14 protein-coding genes and 1 pseudogene are annotated in these 19604 nt (G+C 43.2%); all 15 read left to right on the forward strand.

What is annotated here, in order from left to right; all coding sequences use genetic code 11:
* Positions 1-254: 254 nt before the first annotated feature.
* A pseudogene (locus tag Electrica_RS08225) lies at positions 255-1096 on the forward strand (IS5 family transposase); the annotation flags it as partial.
* A 163-nt stretch (positions 1097-1259) separates the two neighbouring features.
* Positions 1260-2156 (forward strand): UTP--glucose-1-phosphate uridylyltransferase GalF, encoded by an 897-nt coding sequence (gene galF / locus Electrica_RS08230; protein WP_320416069.1) that lies wholly within the window; start codon positions 1260-1262, stop codon positions 2154-2156.
* Between the two features lie 470 nt (positions 2157-2626).
* Positions 2627-3256 (forward strand): phosphatase PAP2 family protein, encoded by a 630-nt coding sequence (locus tag Electrica_RS08235; protein ID WP_141964242.1) that lies wholly within the window; start codon positions 2627-2629, stop codon positions 3254-3256.
* Between the two features lie 1279 nt (positions 3257-4535).
* Entirely contained in the window at positions 4536-5975 is a 1440-nt protein-coding gene (locus tag Electrica_RS08240) for a capsule assembly Wzi family protein (protein WP_087653460.1), read from the forward strand.
* A 520-nt stretch (positions 5976-6495) separates the two neighbouring features.
* A complete protein-coding gene (locus tag Electrica_RS08245) occupies positions 6496-7632 on the forward strand; it encodes a polysaccharide export protein (protein ID WP_087653461.1) in 1137 nt (378 codons plus the stop codon).
* 6 nt (positions 7633-7638) lie between these two features.
* A complete protein-coding gene (locus Electrica_RS08250; protein ID WP_087653462.1) occupies positions 7639-8067 on the forward strand; it encodes an arsenate reductase/protein-tyrosine-phosphatase family protein in 429 nt (142 codons plus the stop codon).
* A gap of 519 nt (positions 8068-8586) precedes the next feature.
* A complete protein-coding gene (locus Electrica_RS08255; protein WP_141964243.1) occupies positions 8587-9495 on the forward strand; it encodes a glycosyltransferase family 2 protein in 909 nt (302 codons plus the stop codon).
* Between the two features lie 563 nt (positions 9496-10058).
* The gene (wcaJ, locus tag Electrica_RS08260) at positions 10059-11444 is read left to right on the forward strand and encodes an undecaprenyl-phosphate glucose phosphotransferase (RefSeq protein WP_141964244.1); all 1386 of its coding nucleotides are present in this window, start codon (positions 10059-10061) and stop codon (positions 11442-11444) included.
* Between the two features lie 17 nt (positions 11445-11461).
* Positions 11462-12523, forward strand: a complete 1062-nt coding sequence (rffG, locus tag Electrica_RS08265) for a dTDP-glucose 4,6-dehydratase (RefSeq protein WP_141964245.1) — start codon at positions 11462-11464, stop codon at positions 12521-12523.
* A gap of 66 nt (positions 12524-12589) precedes the next feature.
* A protein-coding gene (locus Electrica_RS08270) for an IS5 family transposase (protein WP_141963343.1) occupies positions 12590-13434 on the forward strand; the annotation gives its coding sequence in 2 pieces (ribosomal slippage) (positions 12590-12935 and positions 12935-13434; 846 coding nt in all).
* 32 nt (positions 13435-13466) lie between these two features.
* On the forward strand, positions 13467-14336 hold the full coding sequence (gene rfbA, locus Electrica_RS08275) for a glucose-1-phosphate thymidylyltransferase RfbA (protein ID WP_141964246.1): 870 nt from the start codon (positions 13467-13469) through the stop codon (positions 14334-14336).
* Between the two features lies 1 nt (position 14337).
* On the forward strand, positions 14338-14877 hold the full coding sequence (rfbC, locus tag Electrica_RS08280) for a dTDP-4-dehydrorhamnose 3,5-epimerase (protein WP_087653467.1): 540 nt from the start codon (positions 14338-14340) through the stop codon (positions 14875-14877).
* The gene (rfbD, locus tag Electrica_RS08285; RefSeq protein WP_087653468.1) at positions 14874-15737 is read left to right on the forward strand and encodes a dTDP-4-dehydrorhamnose reductase; all 864 of its coding nucleotides are present in this window, start codon (positions 14874-14876) and stop codon (positions 15735-15737) included. Before rfbC ends, rfbD begins: the two co-directional genes overlap by 4 nt.
* Before the next feature lie 236 nt (positions 15738-15973).
* Positions 15974-17119 carry a glycosyltransferase gene (locus tag Electrica_RS08290; protein WP_141964247.1) on the forward strand — a complete coding sequence of 382 codons (1146 nt, stop codon included), beginning with the start codon at positions 15974-15976 and terminating at the stop codon, positions 17117-17119.
* Between the two features lie 281 nt (positions 17120-17400).
* Positions 17401-19581: a polysaccharide biosynthesis tyrosine autokinase gene (locus tag Electrica_RS08295; protein WP_141964248.1), complete on the forward strand. Its 2181-nt coding sequence runs from the start codon at positions 17401-17403 to the stop codon at positions 19579-19581.
* Positions 19582-19604: the final 23 nt, after the last annotated feature.

Here is a 19604-nt window from a genome sequence, read left to right on the forward strand (position 1 = left end):
CCGGGTGTTCATGAGAATAACCCCTCTTTTTTCTGCATTTTACGCAGTATTCAATAGCGCCCTCCGTAGCGTCCTCTGCCGGGAAAGTAGAGAGAAGTCCTGCAAGTTGTACGAAAACAGAAGAAAGTCCTGATGCAGCGTAGAAGATGACGCCAGTTTCATGAGAAATTTCTTAAACCACTCTGTCGGACCTAGGCTGTGTCCCTTAATCGTCTGAGCTATAGTAACCATCTGTTTCTACAACATATTGAACTATGGCCCGCTACGACCTTCCCGATGAAGCATGGGATATCATCCAGCCTTTACTGCCCGCTCAACCTGCAACACCACGGGCCGGACGCCCATGGGCGGAGCATCGTATGATCATCAATGGCATGTTCTGGGTGTTGTGCTCTGGTGCCCCATGGCGTGATTTACCTGAACGATACGGCCCATGGAAAACCGTATATAACCGCTTTAACCGGTGGTCTAAGTCGGGTGTGATTAATATTATTTTCAACAGGTTGCTTTCTTCTCTTGATGCTCACGGCCTCGTTGACTGGTCAGCTACTGCGCTGGATGGCAGCAATATCCGGGCACTCAGGTGCGCCGCCGGCGCGCAAAAAAACATCCCGATATCGCCGGAGATCATGGGCTGGGTCGCTCTCGCGGTGGTTTTGGCACCAAAATCCATATGGCGACGGATGCAGGCGGTCTCCCGTTAAATATCGTGCTGAGTCCCGGACAGGCTCACGAAAGCCAGTTCGCATTACGCCTTCTGGACGGAATTGGTGTTCAGCGCCAGAACGGCAGCATGAAACGTCGTGGTTATGCGGTGCTGGCTGACAAAGCCTACTCAGGACATGCGCTTCGCAATGAGCTGAAACGAAAAGGGATAAAAGTGGTTATCCCGCGGAAATCTAATGAAAAAATGGCAGCAGATGGTCGTTCACAGCTTGATCGTGATGCTTATCGTAATCGCAACGTTGTTGAGCGGTGTTTTGGCTGTCTGAAAGAATACCGTCGCATTGCCACGCGTTACGACAAAACGGCGAGGAATTATCTGTCGATGGTGAAACTGGGTTGCATTAGACTGTTTTACAAAAAATTATGCAATGAAGGGACACAGCCTAATACTTTGGGTGTATTCTTTGAAGAAATATGTCGTTTCGGAATTTTGCAGGACGTCGGACTGAGAGCAAAAGGGAAATATCACAGATTGATACCAGGGGAACCTGTAATCGGGCGGGTATCGAAGATTTATCACTATATAGGTGGATATGAGAATGGCGAGTTTGAAAGCAGTTATTCCGGTAGCCGGATTGGGGATGCATATGTTGCCGGCCACCAAGGCGATTCCGAAGGAGATGTTGCCAATCGTTGATAAGCCGATGGTTCAGTATATCGTCGACGAGGTTGTGGCTGCAGGAATCAAGGAGATTGTACTGGTTACCCACTCTTCTAAGAATGCCGTGGAAAACCATTTCGATACCTCCTATGAACTGGAAGCGCTGCTTGAGCAGCGCGTCAAACGTCAGTTGCTGGCTGAGGTACAGGCAATCTGCCCGCCGGGTGTGACCATTATGAACGTACGTCAGGCGCAGCCGCTTGGATTGGGACACTCTATTCTCTGCGCGCACCCGATCATAGGGGATAACCCGTTCGTTGTCGTGCTGCCGGACATCGTACTGGACGATGCCAGCGCTGACCCGCTGCGTTATAACCTTGCAGCCATGGTAGCCCGCTTTAACGAAACCGGGCGTAGCCAGGTGCTGGCCAAGAGAATGGAAGGCGACCTGTCCGAGTACTCCGTGATCCAGACCAAAGAGCTGCTGAACGTGGAAGGACAGGTTGGTCGGATCGTTGAGTTTATTGAGAAGCCTGATGAGCCGCAGACGCTGGATTCCGATCTAATGGCCGTAGGACGCTATGTTCTTTCCGCCGATGTGTGGCCCGAGCTGGAGCGCACTCAACCTGGCGCATGGGGCCGTATTCAACTGACCGATGCGATCGCTGAGCTGGCGAAGAAGCAGCCTGTGGACGCGATGTTAATGACGGGCGAAAGTTACGACTGCGGGAAAAAAATGGGTTATATGCAGGCCTTCGTAAACTACGGGCTGCGTAACCATAAAGAAGGCGCAAAATTCCGCGAAAGCATTAAGAATTTGCTGAGATAATTAGTCTGCGACGGATTTAAGTCGTGTGAAAATGTAGGGTTTACAGAAGTATGAGACATAAAATAATTATGTCACATGCTTCTGTAGACAAGGATGTTGATTAAAAAAGAATGTTTTTTAAGAACTAATCTATAAAAATCATATGGTTGTAGTCCTTTCATGCGATAAGATTAATGTATAAACAGAAAGCGATTTCAGAGACATCTGGTTGTTGTGCGGGCCTGCTGATGATGCAATGTTCGCAGTAGCATAAAATTATGTTTTCCAATAACCACTTAGTAGGAAAATTCTTAATAAAATATGTATAATGGGTGTTGTCATAAAAAAATAAAGCTTGACTGAGAACATGCTTACGCATTAAACAACAGTCATGCATGCATAAGAATGTGAAGTATTGGATGTGTGTGCCCATACCAACGTCATGGAAAAAGCGCTGCAAACTGGAGAAATCGTCAAAGGATGAAAAATAAATGAATTGGCAGTGGGTCTCTTTTTTTGGTGATAGTACCGTGCTGTTACCCAGTGCGGCAGCAGTGTTCATGGTTTTGTTTCTGCGCAGGCCTTCCAGACAGATTGCTTGGCAGTGGGGATTGCTGTTTGGTATCACCGGCGCCATCGTCAGCGCATCAAAACTGGCTTTTATGGGCTGGGGAATAGGCATACGCGAACTTGATTTCACTGGTTTTAGCGGGCATACCGCTTTGTCTACGGCCTTCTGGCCCATTTTCTTATGGCTGCTTTGTGCTCGCGGTCGTGCTGCTTTACGTCGGACCGCGATTGTGATGGGGTATTTGCTGGCTGGCCTCGTGGGGTATTCCCGTCTGGCGGTTCATGTGCACTCCTCATTTGAAGTGATTGCCGGGCTGTTGCTTGGCGTCTGTGGCAGTACGCTGTTTTTGCTGCTGCAGCGGAATTCGTCACAGGTGGTTAATGCGAAGCTCTCATGGGGCGGGGTGCTGAGTCTGATTATTATCCCCGTCGTGCTGCTAAATACCGGGGTTAAAGCGCCAACGCAGTCTCTGCTGGGTGAAATTGCCGTCAAGTTTGGCCCGGTGGAAAAGCCCTTTACCCGGGCGGATTTGCATAAGCATCTTTACTGAGTGTACTGCTGATGCTGAATGATGCCAGAAAGAATAATGAAACTAATCTTGCCTCGGCATATTCATATGTGTGCAATAAATAGTTGTTACTACATTATGAAAAATATTTTAGCTAGCACCGCAATAATGAGACTGAGAACTATCCACAGTGGAAAAGAAATGTCATGCTCATGAATATAAATTATGTTTGTCAAGTATAAAAATTAATAAAAGGTGTTAATTCTTGTGGTTGACGGAGGTAATACAAGTCAGTCGTGATGATTAATGTTATCGAGTTAAATTGCTGTTAAAAAAACAGCAGGTTGCGTTTTATCGATGCCTGGCTAATTTTCGCAGGTCCGGCGAGATATTGCTTTGAGGAGTATTAACTTGTCGGGCGAGTAAAATTTAGCTGTTTTTATAAGCGAGTGGTTGTTATTTTTGCTCCCGTTTTTGGGGAGCGCCTCTTAAACTTAATGCCGCTAAAATATTGTCATTGGATAATAATAATCAAGCAGCTACTGACGGGTATAAATGAAGTACAGTGCATTGGTAGCTGTTAAGCCAAGGGCGGTAGCGTACCGAAAATATCAGTCTTAATATATAACTCAGCTTAGTTTAGACCTGTCTGCCAAAAAAGTCCGTATAACCGGCAGTACTGGCTTTGCGCTTCACCGGTACCCGTTCATTAGTGGTGGAAAAATCAACAAGCGGTTATGGCTAGAAATTTTCTCTCTGGCGATGTACGACCTGCTTTTATTTTTGTGTGTTAAGTTGTTTTTATTTTATTTGTTTTTTGATAGATGCTGTACTATTGTCATAAATAATAATTTCGCTATCGGGTGGTCATGTCTTCGATAAACAAAGTGTCGAAGAAGCAGCAACCGGATACGTTCTTCATGGCAAAATAAAATAATAAGAAGGCAATAAATTAGTGTCTGTTAGTGTATTGATAGCTGTTGAGTCAAGGGCGGTAGCTTGAAAAAAACTGTTATTTTGAATGCTAAATAGCACACCGTTCTACAACGTTTATTCCTCCCCATTGCTTTATTTTTGTTTGATTTTTATATGCCAGAGGTATCTGTTTTCCGTTGTATCACGAACTGGCTATATAAATTGTAATATTCTGTCGTTTGCTCAGTTGGACAATACCGAATAATGCGACTGTTAATTTTGGATTGCTCCTGGTTTTAATATTATAGCAGGTGGTGCATAAACTGGCGACGATGAGTATTTTCCTTGGCATTCCCCAGTAATCGTGCAATACGTACGAGCGCGGGGTTAAAATGGACCTTGCATAATGATAAAAGTTGCTCATATTGCGTTGACGTTGGGTTTGTTTTCCACATTAAGTACCCAGGTTGCTGCCTCAGGTTTAGTGCTTAATGACAATGATCTGCGTAACGATTTGGCCTGGCTGTCTGACCGGGGAGTTATTAACCTGAGTTTGTCTACCTGGCCACTGAGTCAGGAAGAGATTACGCGGGCGCTGGGAAAAGCCAGACCTTCATACTCCTCTGAGCAAGCTGTTCTTGCGCGTATCAATCAGCGGTTGTCAGTGTTAAAAGCCGATGTCCGCGTTACCGGTTATACCTCTACCGATAGGTCTGGCGCACCGCAGGGGTTTGGGCAAACCACAGCGGCAGAACATTCACTGGGTCTGGCGCTCAGTGGCTGCGGCGAGTGGTGGGATTTGCACTTGAAGGGTAATGTGGAAGCAAAGGAGCAGATCGGTAATGGCTCACGTTTTAATGCTAATGGCGCATATGGCGCGGTAAAATTCTGGAATCAGTGGCTCTCTTTTGGCCAGATGCCTCAGTGGTGGGGGCCTGGTTATGAGGGAAGTCTGATACGCGGCGATGCAATGCGACCAATGACCGGTGTTCTGATGCAGCGTGCTGAGCAGACCGCACCAGAAACCTGGTGGATGAACTGGGTGGGTCCATGGCAATACCAGATTTCCGCCAGTCAGATGAATCAGTATACTGCGGTTCCACATACCAAAATTATCGGCGCTCGTTTGACCTTCTCGCCATTCCAGTCACTGGAGCTTGGGGCTTCACGTATTATGCAATGGGGAGGTGAAGGGCGTCCGCACTCATTAAGCAATTTCTGGGATGGCTTTGTCGGAAATGATAATACTGCACCTGACGATCCCGACGAACCGGGAAATCAGTTGGCGGGGGTTGACTTTAAATACAAACTTGAACCGACTCTCGGATGGCCTGTCAGTTTCTATGGTCAAGTTATAGGTGAGGATGAAGCCGGTCACTTACCATCATCAAATATGTACATCGGCGGCGTGGAAGGCCATCATGCACTGGGTAAAGATGCGGTGAATTGGTATTTTGAGGCGCATGATACCCGAACTGGCATGGGGCGCACTGATTACAGTTATACCCATCATATTTATAAAGATGGTTACTATCAGCAGGGTTATCCATTGGGTGATGCTATCGGTGGCGACGGACGATTGTTTGCCAGTAAGGCTGAGTTAGTCACTGAGGACGACCAGCGCTGGAGCGTGCGGGTATTCTACGCAAAAGTTAATCCAGAGAATCAGCGCATCAACCGCGCTTTTCCACAAGCGGATACACTAAAAGGCGTACAATTCGGCTGGGGAAGCGATATTTACAAATCCGTTCGTCTTAACGTGGCAAGTTGGTATACGGATGCCGCACATAATCAAGGGAATGATGTTGGCGTTAGCATGGCGGTTGACATTCCGCTAAACCTTTAATCATCAACGTGACTTGATTTTTTGGATGTCGGCGGCTGGCTGGGCACCTGAATAAAGAAACTGGTTGGTGATATCAGGGAAGAGTTTTGGCTAAGTGAAAGCGTTACCTGCAGTCAACTAATAGCTGGACTATTTTCGTGTGAGCTAATAATAATTCACCAACCGTCATCATGAGTATTGGCGACTTATTGATATTAATCAGTAAGTCTGTCTGGACTCCCTTTAAGGGGGCTCAGACGTAAAGATCTCGGTATGCAAATATTCAGTTAAAGGAGGGGGCCATCATAACTTAACTCTGACCGATGGGAGGTTCGCACTCTCCGTTGAATTAGTTGCTTTCGTATAAAGCCATGTGTAGTAAAAATATGCAGACGGACAAACGATACCGCTTTTTGTATCGTTGTCTGTAATAACATTCTACTGAGACAGGCGCCGGGCCTCTCTCAATGTGAGATAAAAACAGGCTTAAGAGCAAGTAAAATTGTCAGTAATCTTAACCTTTAACTAATGAATTAAATTAATGAAAAAAAACTTACTAAAATTCATAACTACAGTCGGTTTCCTGGGATTGTTGAGCGGCTGTACGGTCGTTCCTGGTCAGGGTATCAATAGCCTGCGTAAAAACGTTGTGGAGCTTCCCGATAGCAATTATGACTGGGATAAAATGGTCAATGTCTATGCGATGACTCCAGGGCTGATTGAACAATTGCGTCCTGCATCAGTTATAGCGAGGCCGAACCCACATTTAGATAGTTTGCTGAGTTCTTACCAGTACCGGATTGGCACGGGTGATGTGTTGATGATTACTGTGTATGACCATCCGGAACTTACCACGCCTGCGGGTACCTATCGCAGTGCCAGCGATACGGGTAACTGGGTAGGTTCAGATGGCAGCATCTTCTATCCTTATATTGGCAAAGTGCAGGTCAAGGGAAAAACGCTAGATCAGGTTCGCGTTGAAATCTCCAACAGACTGTCAACATTTATCCAGAGTCCGCAGGTCGATGTCAGCGTCGCTGCTTTCCGTTCGCAAAAAGTCTATGTGACTGGTGAAGTGGCAAAATCAGGCCAACAGCCGATTACCAACGTTCCTCTGACCGTCATTGATGCGATTAACGCAGCGGGCGGTTTATCGGCGGAAGCCGACTGGCGTAATGTTGTACTGACGCATGACGGTAAAGATCGTGTGATATCTCTGCAGGCATTGATGCAGAAGGGAGACCTGACGCAGAACCACTTGCTGTATCCTGGCGATATCCTTTTTGTTCCGCGTAATGATGATCAGAAAGTGTTTGTAATGGGTGAAGTTGGCGTGCAGCGAACGCTTAAAATGGATCGTAGCGGCATGACATTGGCGGAAGCCATGGGGAATGCGCAGGGAATGAATCAGGCATATGCTGACGCTTCCGGTATATTTGTCATTCGCCAGATAGCCAAAGACAAGGATGGCCGCATTGCGAATATTTATCAGTTGAATGCAAAAGATGCATCAACGATGGTGCTGTCCACCGAATTCCAGTTACAACCTTATGATATCGTATATGTGACAGCTGTACCGCTGGTGCGCTGGAACCGTGTTATCGCACAGCTGCTGCCAACAATTAGTGGTGTACATGACATGACAGAAGCGGCTCGGTATATTAAACAATGGGATTAGTTATTAATGTTTAATTCTATTTTAGTCGTATGCACAGGTAATATATGCCGTTCCCCGATAGGGGAACGTTTGTTACAAAAAGAATTTCCGGGGAAAAAAGTTGACTCTGCCGGTATTGACGCGTTGGTTGATCATCCCGCAGATCAATCATCAGTAGAGGTAGCAGAGAGGCATGATTTGTCGCTTGCCGGGCATAAAGCCCGGCAATTGAGTAGGAGAATGCTTAATAATTATGATCTTATTTTAGCCATGGATAAGTCACACATTGACTTTATAGACCGTTTAGCGCCGGAAGTTCGGGGAAAAACGATGCTATATGGCCACTGGCTGGGGGGAAAAGAAATTCCGGACCCGTACAGGAAAAGCCAGGATGTCTATGATATTGTGTGGCAGCTTATAGAGCAGGCCAGCAAAGGCTGGACAACAAGATTGTAACCAGCTGCCGAAGTGACTTAAATTAATCAGCGCCCTATTTTTGATAACCATACAGTCACTTCTTTTTCGTCCGAAGCATGTCCTCATGTAACATTTTTCTGTTAAACATCTACAGAAAATATGGTCGTGTTCCCTGATATTTTTCTTCCGCAGTTAAAATGTATCGGCACATTATTAACGGGTGACAGTCTATAACCTGGTCATCTCAGTATCTATGAAGCGTAACGTCACGTAACAACCATTGAACTGGCATATGCCACATCGTGACGCGCCAATCACGGACAGTGAAGATAGATAACATACTATGTGTATTACTACGGGCTACGGGATTTATTTCGTGTAAGAGAGAATACTTTGCCTGATACTCTCGAATGCAGAGAATATTGATCTCTTTCAGATCCTACAATTAAGATAAATGTCAATGCGTTGATATATTATATGCTTCCATTACAAACTGTAATTGAGTCATTTATCATTGATACTCGATTTATTGTATAAACACATCACGTAGGGTAGCGAATGAAATTTTGTATAGTTATTCCCACTTATAATGGTGGCGATTTATGGGCAGAAACTGTATCCAGTTTAAGCAAATATGGCCCAAATGCAGCTGATGTGTATATTATTGATTCAAACAGCAGTGATCAAACAGTCAACCTCGCGAAAAGCGTAGGATTTAATGTAAAAGTTATTGATAAGTCGAGCTTTAACCACGGTGGCACACGTAATGAAATGGCTTTATCATTGAAAGATAAATATGATATCGCTATTTTCTTAACTCAGGATGCGATACCGGAAGAAGGATTTTGCGAGGCGATTATAGCGTCATTTTCTGATGACAAGGTTGCCTGCTCATATGGCAGACAATTACCACATACTAATGCGAATGTGTTGGCAATACATGCCCGAAATTTTAATTATCCTGCTACAAGTCACTGTTATTCAATGCAAGATGCCAATAGCGTAGGATTAAAAACAGTCTTTACATCAAACTCTTTTGCCGCGTATCGATTAAGTATTTTTGACATGATTGGGGGGTTTCCTACACGTACAATACTAAGTGAAGATATGTACTTCGCAGCGCAAGCAGTGATTACAGGCTATAAAGTCGCGTATGTATCTGAAGCCAGAGTCAGACATTCCCATAATTATTCAGTAATGGAAGAGTTTAAGAGATACTTTGATATCGGGGTATTTCATTGTGAGCAGCCATGGATTCGCGATAAATTTGGCGGAGCGGGGGGGGAAGGTAAAAAATTTATTATTTCAGAGTTGATGTATTTATTAAAAATGAGCCCTCTTGCAATTCCACGCGCCTGTATTAGCAATATGGCAAAAATCTCAGGCTATAAAGCAGGGCAGAATTATAAGAAATTACCTGAATCGTTGGTGAGAAAATTCAGTATGCACAAACGATACTGGATGTAACAGGTTGCACATGTCATAAAGTTAAGCGTGTTGCATATTGCTTGTAGTTATAATCAAGAGTGTCTTGCCAGGTAAGGCCAGGTAAGAATTTTACTACCTGATATGCGAAATGGGCAATAAAGCCTCTTACATATGTTAGTTGTGTAGTGTGCAGAGCGCTGAGATACGCCACTTCGCTTATCGGCATGCATGCTGTTTCTAACACTTCTCAATGCTGATTGTGGCAAAGCTCTTTATTTTTACCGATGTCATGGATTGACAGGTGTTACATCCAAATGGTTCACGGGGATGATGTAAGTGAATGCCGGAGCGGTTTTTGTTAGTCTCTAAGTCGTATAAATATTAATTAAATGCTGAAGCCACTGCTGATTTTAATTTTAGGTTCTTCAGTAATTTTTCTATGCTATCTGGTTTACGATATGATTATCGTAAATAACCAACACAACAAAAGTGACTGTCATGACATCTAAAATGAACTATGGCCTTCTGAGTTTTAAATATATAAAGAAATTTACTGCGGACGTTATATATTAAATTCAACTAATCCGAGACATCACTAAATTATGAAAGGTTACGTTAACTTTAACAGATCAAAAACCAATGCATCTTTGATTTCAGTTATTCAGCGTATTGCTGACATGACCTCAACATTTTTTTCCGGCTACTTAACCTGTATTTTCTTTGATGTTAGTTTTTATTACCAACCACTCATTATCTCATTTGTCCTGATGACCTATTTTCAGTTGATTGGCGGGATAACTGATTTTTATCGTTCGTGGCGTGGAGTCAATTTTTCAACTGAGTTAATCTTTACTTTCCAAAACTGGGGGCTGGCAATACTACTGGCCATCGGCACTTGCTTTCTTATCAGTAGTTTCAATATTCCCCCTTTGTTTTTTGTTGGCTGGCTTTTAACCTTTATTGTTCTTGATCTGGTCATGCGTTTCATCATTCGCTATCTTGCGGGCTACTTCAGAAGTCTGGGGTACAATAAACGCACGGTAGTGATTGCCGGTGATATGCCGGTAGGTAAAAAATTAATTGATAGCTTCAATGACCAGCCTTGGCTGGGCTTTGAAGTTATCGGTTACTACACTCAGGACGCAACGCAGGGCAATCGTTTAGGTGATTATGAACAACTTATTGCTGATGCAAAAAAAGGTGGGATCGATAGGATTTATCTGGCATTTAATATGGCCGATAAGAACGAACTTGACTGGCTCGTAAAAGAACTTGCAGATACCACCTGTTCGGTAATGCTAATACCAGATATTTTTACCTATAATATACTTCATTGTCGTACGGAAGAGATCAATGGTATACCGGTAGTACCACTATTTGAAACACCGATAAACGGTATTAATAAAATTCTTAAGCGGATGGAAGATATTATTTTCTCCTTCGGTATCCTCGTTCTAATAAGTCCGGCATTGTTAGTGATTTCAATAATGGTTAAATTAACGTCACCTGGCCCTGTATTCTTCATTCAGAAGCGATATGGTATGGATGGTAAGGCAATTAAGATTCTGAAGTTCAGAACAATGCGCGTTATGGAAGACGGTGATGACGTAAAACAGGCTATAAAAAATGATATCCGCGTGACACCCATTGGGAGATTTCTGAGAAGAACATCATTAGATGAATTGCCACAATTTATAAATGTTTTATTTGGCAGTATGTCGATCGTTGGACCAAGACCGCATGCTGTAGCACATAATGAGCAGTACAGAATGCTCATTAAAGGTTACATGTTACGCCATAAAGTTAAACCAGGAATTACGGGGTGGGCACAAATAAATGGCTGGAGAGGAGAAACTGATACTCTCGAAAAAATGGAAAAGAGAGTGGAGTTTGATCTTGAGTATATCCGCCAATGGAGTTTGTGGTTAGATGTGAAAATAATATTTCTTACAGTGTTTAAAGGTTTTGTCGGTAGTACAGCTTATTAATTTTAAAAGGTAACTTTATGAAAATTTTAGTAACTGGTGGTGCTGGATTTATTGGTTCTGCTGTAGTCCGAAATATTATAGAAAATACTGCTGATGAGGCAATTGTTGTCGATTGTTTGACTTATGCCGGAAATCTTGAATCGCTTGAGAAAGTAGCAAAAAGCGATCGTTATCATTTTGAACAAGTTAGTATTTGTGACCGTCAGGCACTTGATGCGATCTTCAGTAAATACCAACCTGATGCGGTAATGCATCTGGCGGCAGAAAGCCACGTTGACCGCTCTATCGATGGTCCGGCGGCATTTATAGAAACCAATGTTGTCGGCACATATACATTGCTGGAGGCGGCTCGTCAGTATTGGAATACCCTCGGACCACAGGCAAAACTAGATTTTCGTTTTCACCATATTTCTACTGATGAAGTGTATGGCGACCTGGAAGGGACAGATGACCTGTTCACTGAAACTACACCTTATGCACCGAGCAGTCCATATTCCGCCTCTAAGGCTTCCAGTGATCATCTGGTTCGTGCGTGGTTGCGTACTTATGGTTTGCCAACCATTGTGACCAACTGTTCAAATAACTATGGTCCATATCACTTCCCGGAAAAGCTGATTCCGCTGATTATTCTTAACGCCTTAGCTGGAAAACCGCTTCCTGTTTATGGCAATGGTAGCCAGATCCGTGACTGGCTCTATGTCGAAGATCATGCTCGTGCTCTTTATACTGTTGTGACGCAGGGTGAGATAGGTGAAACCTATAATATCGGTGGTCATAACGAACGTAAAAACATCGATGTGGTAAAAACTATCTGTGCTTTATTAGAAGAATTAGTATCAGCTAAACCTGCCGGTGTAAAAAATTATGCAGACCTGATTACTTATGTGAAGGATCGTCCGGGCCATGATGCGCGTTATGCGATTGATGCATCTAAAATTGCCCGTGAATTGGGTTGGACGCCGGCTGAAACGTTTGAGTCTGGGATCCGCAAAACAGTTGAATGGTATCTGAACAACGAAGTGTGGTGGAAACGGGTTCAGGATGGTTCATATGCTGGTGAGCGTCTTGGTGCTCTTTAACAACTAGGCTGTGTCCCTTAATCGTCTGAGCTATAGTAACCATCTGTTTCTACAACATATTGAACTATGGCCCGCTACGACCTTCCCGATGAAGCATGGGATATCATCCAGCCTTTACTGCCCGCTCAACCTGCAACACCACGGGCCGGACGCCCATGGGCGGAGCATCGTATGATCATCAATGGCATGTTCTGGGTGTTGTGCTCTGGTGCCCCATGGCGTGATTTACCTGAACGATACGGCCCATGGAAAACCGTATATAACCGCTTTAACCGGTGGTCTAAGTCGGGTGTGATTAATATTATTTTCAACAGGTTGCTTTCTTCTCTTGATGCTCACGGCCTCGTTGACTGGTCAGCTACTGCGCTGGATGGCAGCAATATCCGGGCACTCAGGTGCGCCGCCGGCGCGCAAAAAAACATCCCGATATCGCCGGAGATCATGGGCTGGGTCGCTCTCGCGGTGGTTTTGGCACCAAAATCCATATGGCGACGGATGCAGGCGGTCTCCCGTTAAATATCGTGCTGAGTCCCGGACAGGCTCACGAAAGCCAGTTCGCATTACGCCTTCTGGACGGAATTGGTGTTCAGCGCCAGAACGGCAGCATGAAACGTCGTGGTTATGCGGTGCTGGCTGACAAAGCCTACTCAGGACATGCGCTTCGCAATGAGCTGAAACGAAAAGGGATAAAAGTGGTTATCCCGCGGAAATCTAATGAAAAAATGGCAGCAGATGGTCGTTCACAGCTTGATCGTGATGCTTATCGTAATCGCAACGTTGTTGAGCGGTGTTTTGGCTGTCTGAAAGAATACCGTCGCATTGCCACGCGTTACGACAAAACGGCGAGGAATTATCTGGCGATGGTGAAACTGGGTTGCATTAGACTGTTTTACAAAAAATTATGCAATTAAAGGACACAGCCTAATCACAGGAAACATATTCAATGAAAGGTATCGTTTTAGCGGGTGGTTCTGGTACGCGTTTATATCCAATTACGCAAGGTGTATCCAAGCAATTAATGCCGATCTACGATAAGCCGATGGTTTATTATCCGATATCGGTACTTATGCTGGCGGGGATCCGTGAAATCCTGATTATCTCAACGCCGGATGATATGCCCGGGTTTAAACGGTTACTGGGCGATGGTAGCCAGTTCGGCGTCACCTTCTCGTATGCTATTCAGCCAAGCCCGGATGGTCTGGCACAGGCATTTTTGATTGGCGAAGAGTTTATTGATGGTAATCGCTGTGCCCTGGTCTTAGGAGACAATATCTACTTTGGTGAGAGCTTTGGCCGCAAGCTTGAGAATGTGGCAAAGCGAACTGAAGGGGCAACGGTATTCGGCTATCAGGTTCTCGATCCTGAACGTTTTGGTGTTGTTGAGTTTGATGCCGCAAACCGGGCCATATCACTGGAAGAAAAACCTGCTGTTCCTAAATCTAACTGGGCGGTAACGGGGTTGTATTTCTATGATAGTAACGTCGTTGAAATGGCAAAACAGGTGAAACCTTCGCCCCGCGGCGAGCTCGAAATTACAACGCTCAATGAAATGTATTTAGAGAAAAATATGTTACATGTTGAAAAACTGGGTAGGGGCTTTGCCTGGCTTGATACAGGTACTCACGATAGCTTACTTGAAGCATCGCAATTTATTCACACCATTGAACAACGTCAGGGATTCAAAGTTGCCTGTCTTGAGGAAATTGCTTACTCAAAAGGTTGGCTACATAAAGAACAAGTTGCAACTCAGGCGAAGTTACTGGCGAAAACTGGATATGGGCAATATCTGAAGCGCGTAATTTCAGGAGAATAAAATGCATATTAAAAATACTAAAATACATGATGTGAAACTGATTGAGCCGAAAGTTTTTGGTGATGAACGCGGTTTCTTTCTGGAAGTATTTGAAAAAAAACGCTATCAAGAAGCGTTAAATATTACCTTCGACTTTGTCCAGGATAACCATTCCCGTTCGAGTTACGGCGTATTGCGTGGCTTGCATTTCCAGACTAAAGATCCCCAAGGAAAATTGGTTCGTGTTGTGAGAGGAAAGGTCTTTGACGTTGCTGTCGATATTAGACCCGACTCCCCGACTTACGGTCAATGGGAAGGCGTGATTTTATCCGAGGATAATAAGCATCAGTTCTGGATTCCACCCGGACTGGCGCATGGATTTGTTGTTCTGTCCGAAACGGCTGACTTTGAATATAAGTGCACTGATTACTATTCACCCGGCCATGAAGGGTGTTTATTGTGGAATGACCCTGAAGTCGGAATTGAATGGCCGATTGATTTTGAGCCGCTTCTGTCTGAAAAAGACATGCTAGGGAAAACGCTGCAGGAGTTAAAAAAGTGAAAATACTATTGACGGGGGCCAATGGTCAACTGGGGCGCTGTTTTCAGGATCGTCTGCCGGAAGGCTGGACGTTGAAAGCACTTGACTCTAAGGGGCTTGATATTAGTGATAAAAATTCCGTAATGGACGCCGTATTGGATTTCACGCCAGACGTGATTGTTAATGCTGCAGCGTATACGGCAGTTGATAAAGCGGAAAGTGAATCTGCCCGCGCCGTTGAGGTGAACGCGCACGGACCTGAAAATCTGGCCCAGGCCAGCAAAGCCGTGCAGGCGCGTTTTATCCATATCTCTACAGACTATGTGTTCGATGGTTCAGCCCAGATCGCCTATAACGAAAATGAGCCGGTTAATCCACTCGGGATCTACGGTAGGAGTAAACTTGCCGGGGAGCTACTGGTCAATTTAGCACTGCCGGATGCCATCATTATCCGTACTGCCTGGGTATTTAGCGAATATGGCAATAATTTTGTTAAAACAATGCTGAGACTGGCTAAAGACAGGGATTATCTGGGGGTTGTGTCGGATCAAGTAGGTTGTCCGACTTATGCCGGAGATATTGCGGATGCGATCATTCAACTGATTTCAGTTGATGCCCCTGGGGGAATATATCATTACTGTGGTGATAGCCAGGTGTCGTGGGCAGAGTTTGCCGAAACTATATTTGATGAGGCTAAAAAATTACAGCTAATTGATAAACAACCGACGATTAAACATATAACCACCGCGGATTATCCGACACCTGCAAAACGACCCGCATTTTCATCGCTCAGTAATGATAAAATAGCACAATATAATATTAGCGGTAGTGACTGGAAGAGGCGCCTTAGCGCTATTCTCAGTAACTGCATAAGTAATTGATATATTTTTTAATAAACAATGTGATAATTTAAGTCATCGCCTAAGCTAAGTTTAATTGCTCCCTTTTCCTGGGGGAGAGGCGATTTATCAGAGATAGATACTTCGCTGAACCCAACTACATATACGATCACAGCAACCGCGATGACTTAATTTTCCAGAGCCAGTCTGCTGGTCAAGTTTAGTTTTTCGATGTTTACTCTTTATTTTATTAAATAGGTTTATCGGGAGAGACAGGTGTGAATAAAAAGAGAATAGTATTATCGGGAGTGAACATGACTGAGGGAGGTATTTTAACTGTTTTCCGTGAGGTAGTTCGATCTTTCACTAAAGCTGAAGAGGTTGAAATAATATGTCTTGTTCACGACAGGAAGCTATTCTCAGGTATTCCACTCAACGATAATGTAGAGTTTCTTGAATATAAAAATATAAAGCGCAGCTGGCTTAAACGTTTATATTTTGAATATTACCAGTCATATTTTTTGAGTAAGAAAATAAAAGCCGATGTTTGGCTATGTTTACATGATATGTCAGCGTTAGTGCACAACACACAGCAATACGTTTATTGCCATAATCCTACTCCTTTCTATAAAGCATCGCTGAATGACTTTCGCCTTGATAAGAAGTTTTATATATTCACAAAATTATATAGATATCTTTATGGTATAAACATAAAAAAGAATAAGAAAATTATTGTACAACAGCACTGGATTGCTAGAAATTTTATGCAATGGTATGGCACGACAAATATGTTGGTTTCTAGACCTGAAAAAAATACGGCACAAACAGAGTATGCGCGCGATGGTCAGGTAAGGTTAATTGACCAACAACTGGTCTTAATCTACCCGGCAGTGCCTCGGGTGTTTAAAAATTTTGATGTTATTATTCAGGCTTTATCTTATCTTAAGAAAAGTAAACCTGATGTTTACCATAAAATAAAAATAGAGTTTACTTTTGATAAAGATATGAATCCGGTGGCCCGTGATGTCTTTAAAAAAGTAACAGAAATGAAGTTAGACCGTATTCAATTTACGGGCTTCATGACTAGAGCAGAACTGGACCACAAATATCAAAATGTCAGTGGCTTGGTGTTTCCATCAAAACTGGAAACCTGGGGACTACCACTCTCGGAAGCAAAAGAGCATCAACTGCCTGTCATTGCATCCGACCTACCCTATGCGCACGAGACGCTGGGAAGTTATCCGAAAAAAATTTTTTTTAAGGCTGATGATTATAAACAACTGGCAACAATATTAAGTGACTTACTTGATATACAAAAGATCACTATGAATGAGGGAGAACAAACTGCAACTTATAAAACAAATCTCCCGGAAGTGAATTCATGGGATGAACTCAGAAATGTTATCTTGAATATGGAGAGTTAAACTTTATATTTAATGAGATAAATATAGAACTTCCATCTTATATTTATTAAAAGCCTAATTAATAAATACTAATAGTCTATATAAACAGCAGAATTGCTATTCAAGACTTGACAATATTTTATTTTATAAAAATAACTAATGCTGTTTTAGTGGTCTTCCAGACTGTTTGTTTCGATAATATCTAGCCCGGTCTGACGTAAATAATTGAGCGCTAAGTAATTATGTTACTTGAATAAGTTAATGTACGGCAACTGGGAAAGTTAATGTTCAGGATATATAACATGAAAGCAGGTACGGATATGAAAAAAGTATCTCGAAATTCAGACGAGATAAATATGGGAGGGATTATTGGTGAGCTTTTAGATTACCGGAAGCTAATCTCAATAATTGTCGCCATATGTTTTGCATTAGCAATTATTTATACAATCTTTACAACACCGGTCTATCAGGCCAATGCCTCAGTACAAGTTGAAGGTGAACAAAGTCCAAGTATACTCAGCAGCTTGTCTCAAGTTTTGCCCGATATGCAACCTAGAACCGTACCGGAAATATTTTTATTACAATCCCGTCTGATTTTAAATCAAACGGTCAGTGATCTTAATCTGCAGACGGAAGTCACACAGAAATTTTTCCCATTATTTGGACGCAAATGGAATAAACTGACCCACGATAAGGAATCAACCGTTAATGTCTCCGAACTGTACTTACCGATGGGTGAAGGGCAGGTAGTTAGAGGATTGCTAACGGTTGTCGATAAAAACAACTATCTCTTCGACTTTAATGGTGAGATATATAAAGGTAAAACCGGTCAACTGCTAACAGATAATGGTTTGTCCATTAATGTTAAAGATATTAATGCAAATCCAGGTGATAAATTTAATGTCACCTATATGACGCAACTTGAGGCAGTTAATCGCCTTAGGGATGAGCTTTCTGTTGCCGATCCGGGTAAAGACACCGGAATTTTAGTCTTATCAATGACAGGTACAGATAAAAGTAAAATAAGCTTAATCCTTAATAATATTCTCACTAATTATGTTCAGAAGAATGTCGAAAGAAAAGCAGAGCAAGATGAAAAGAGTCTGACGTTCTTAGATACCCAGCTTCCCCAGGTTCAGGGACAGTTAGATACAGCGGAGGAAAAACTCAACCAGTATCGTCAGCGGAAGGATACGGTTGACCTGTCAATGGAAGCCCAGTCTGTACTAAATCAGATTGTTAACGTCGATAATCAATTAAACGAATTGACGTTTCGTGAAGCAGAAATTTCGCAACTGTATACCAAATCGCATCCAACCTATAAAGCACTGATGGAGAAGCGTGCGACCCTAGAAAGCGAGAAAAACGTGCTGAATGATAAAGTTTCAGCAATGCCAGAAACTCAACAGGAAGTACTGCGGCTTAATCGTAACGTTGAGTCCGGGCGCATCATTTATATGATGTTGTTGAATAAATATCAGGAACTCAAAATTGCCAAATCGAGTATCATTGGTAATGTCAGAATTATTGATAATGCTATTACTCAACCCGAACCGGTTAAACCGAAAAAAATTCTCGTCATTATTTTAGGCATTGCCATCGGTATTGTCCTGTCAATCCTGATCGTGCTGTTTAAAGTATTAATCAGACACGGTGTTGGTTCAGCTGAACAGATCGAAGAACTGGGTACTCGCGTTTATGCGTTTATTCCATTGTCTGACACGATGATGAAACGTAACTTAAAACACAAGACGATAAAAAATAAACAGTCTTATTCTTTGTTGGCAGTTGAAGATCCGATAGATGTATCTATTGAAGCTATCCGAAATCTGCGTACTAGTTTGCACTTCGCAATGCTAGAATCGAGCAATAACGTTTTAATGATTACCGGTGCCAACCCTGGGGTTGGCAAAACATTTATAGCCAGTAACCTGTCAGTGATTTGTGCCCAGGTTAAAAGTAAAGTCTTGCTCATCGATGGCGATATGAGAAAGGGCTATATTCATAAACTGTTTGGCTTTGAAAATCAGGGCAAAGGATTGTCTGAAATTCTTTCTGGCAGTTGCAGCTATCCTCAGGCCGTCAAAAAGACGTTAGTACCTTCACTGGATGTCATCTGCCGTGGTAATGCGCCATCAAATTTTTCCGAGTTATTGATGAGTGAGCAATTCAGCATGTTAATAGAGCAAGCCTCGAAAGAGTACGATTTAGTTATTATTGACTCACCTCCAGTATTACCGGTAACCGATGCAACCATTATTGGTAACTATGCGGCAACAACCTTTGTCGTTGCCAGATTTGAGAGCGACTCGCTGAAAGAAATTGAAGTTTCGCTTAAACGTCTGGAACAGAACAATGTGAAGGTTAGTGGGGTGATACTGAATGGTGTCATTAAAAAGGCCAGCAGTTACTATGGTACTGGTTATAGCTATGGTTACAGCTATGAATATGATGACCACACAGGCAACAAGAAGAAAAAATAAGTAATAGTCGGGGAAAGGATTCC

This window comes from Klebsiella electrica (assembly GCF_006711645.1).
Lineage (GTDB): Bacteria > Pseudomonadota > Gammaproteobacteria > Enterobacterales > Enterobacteriaceae > Klebsiella > Klebsiella electrica.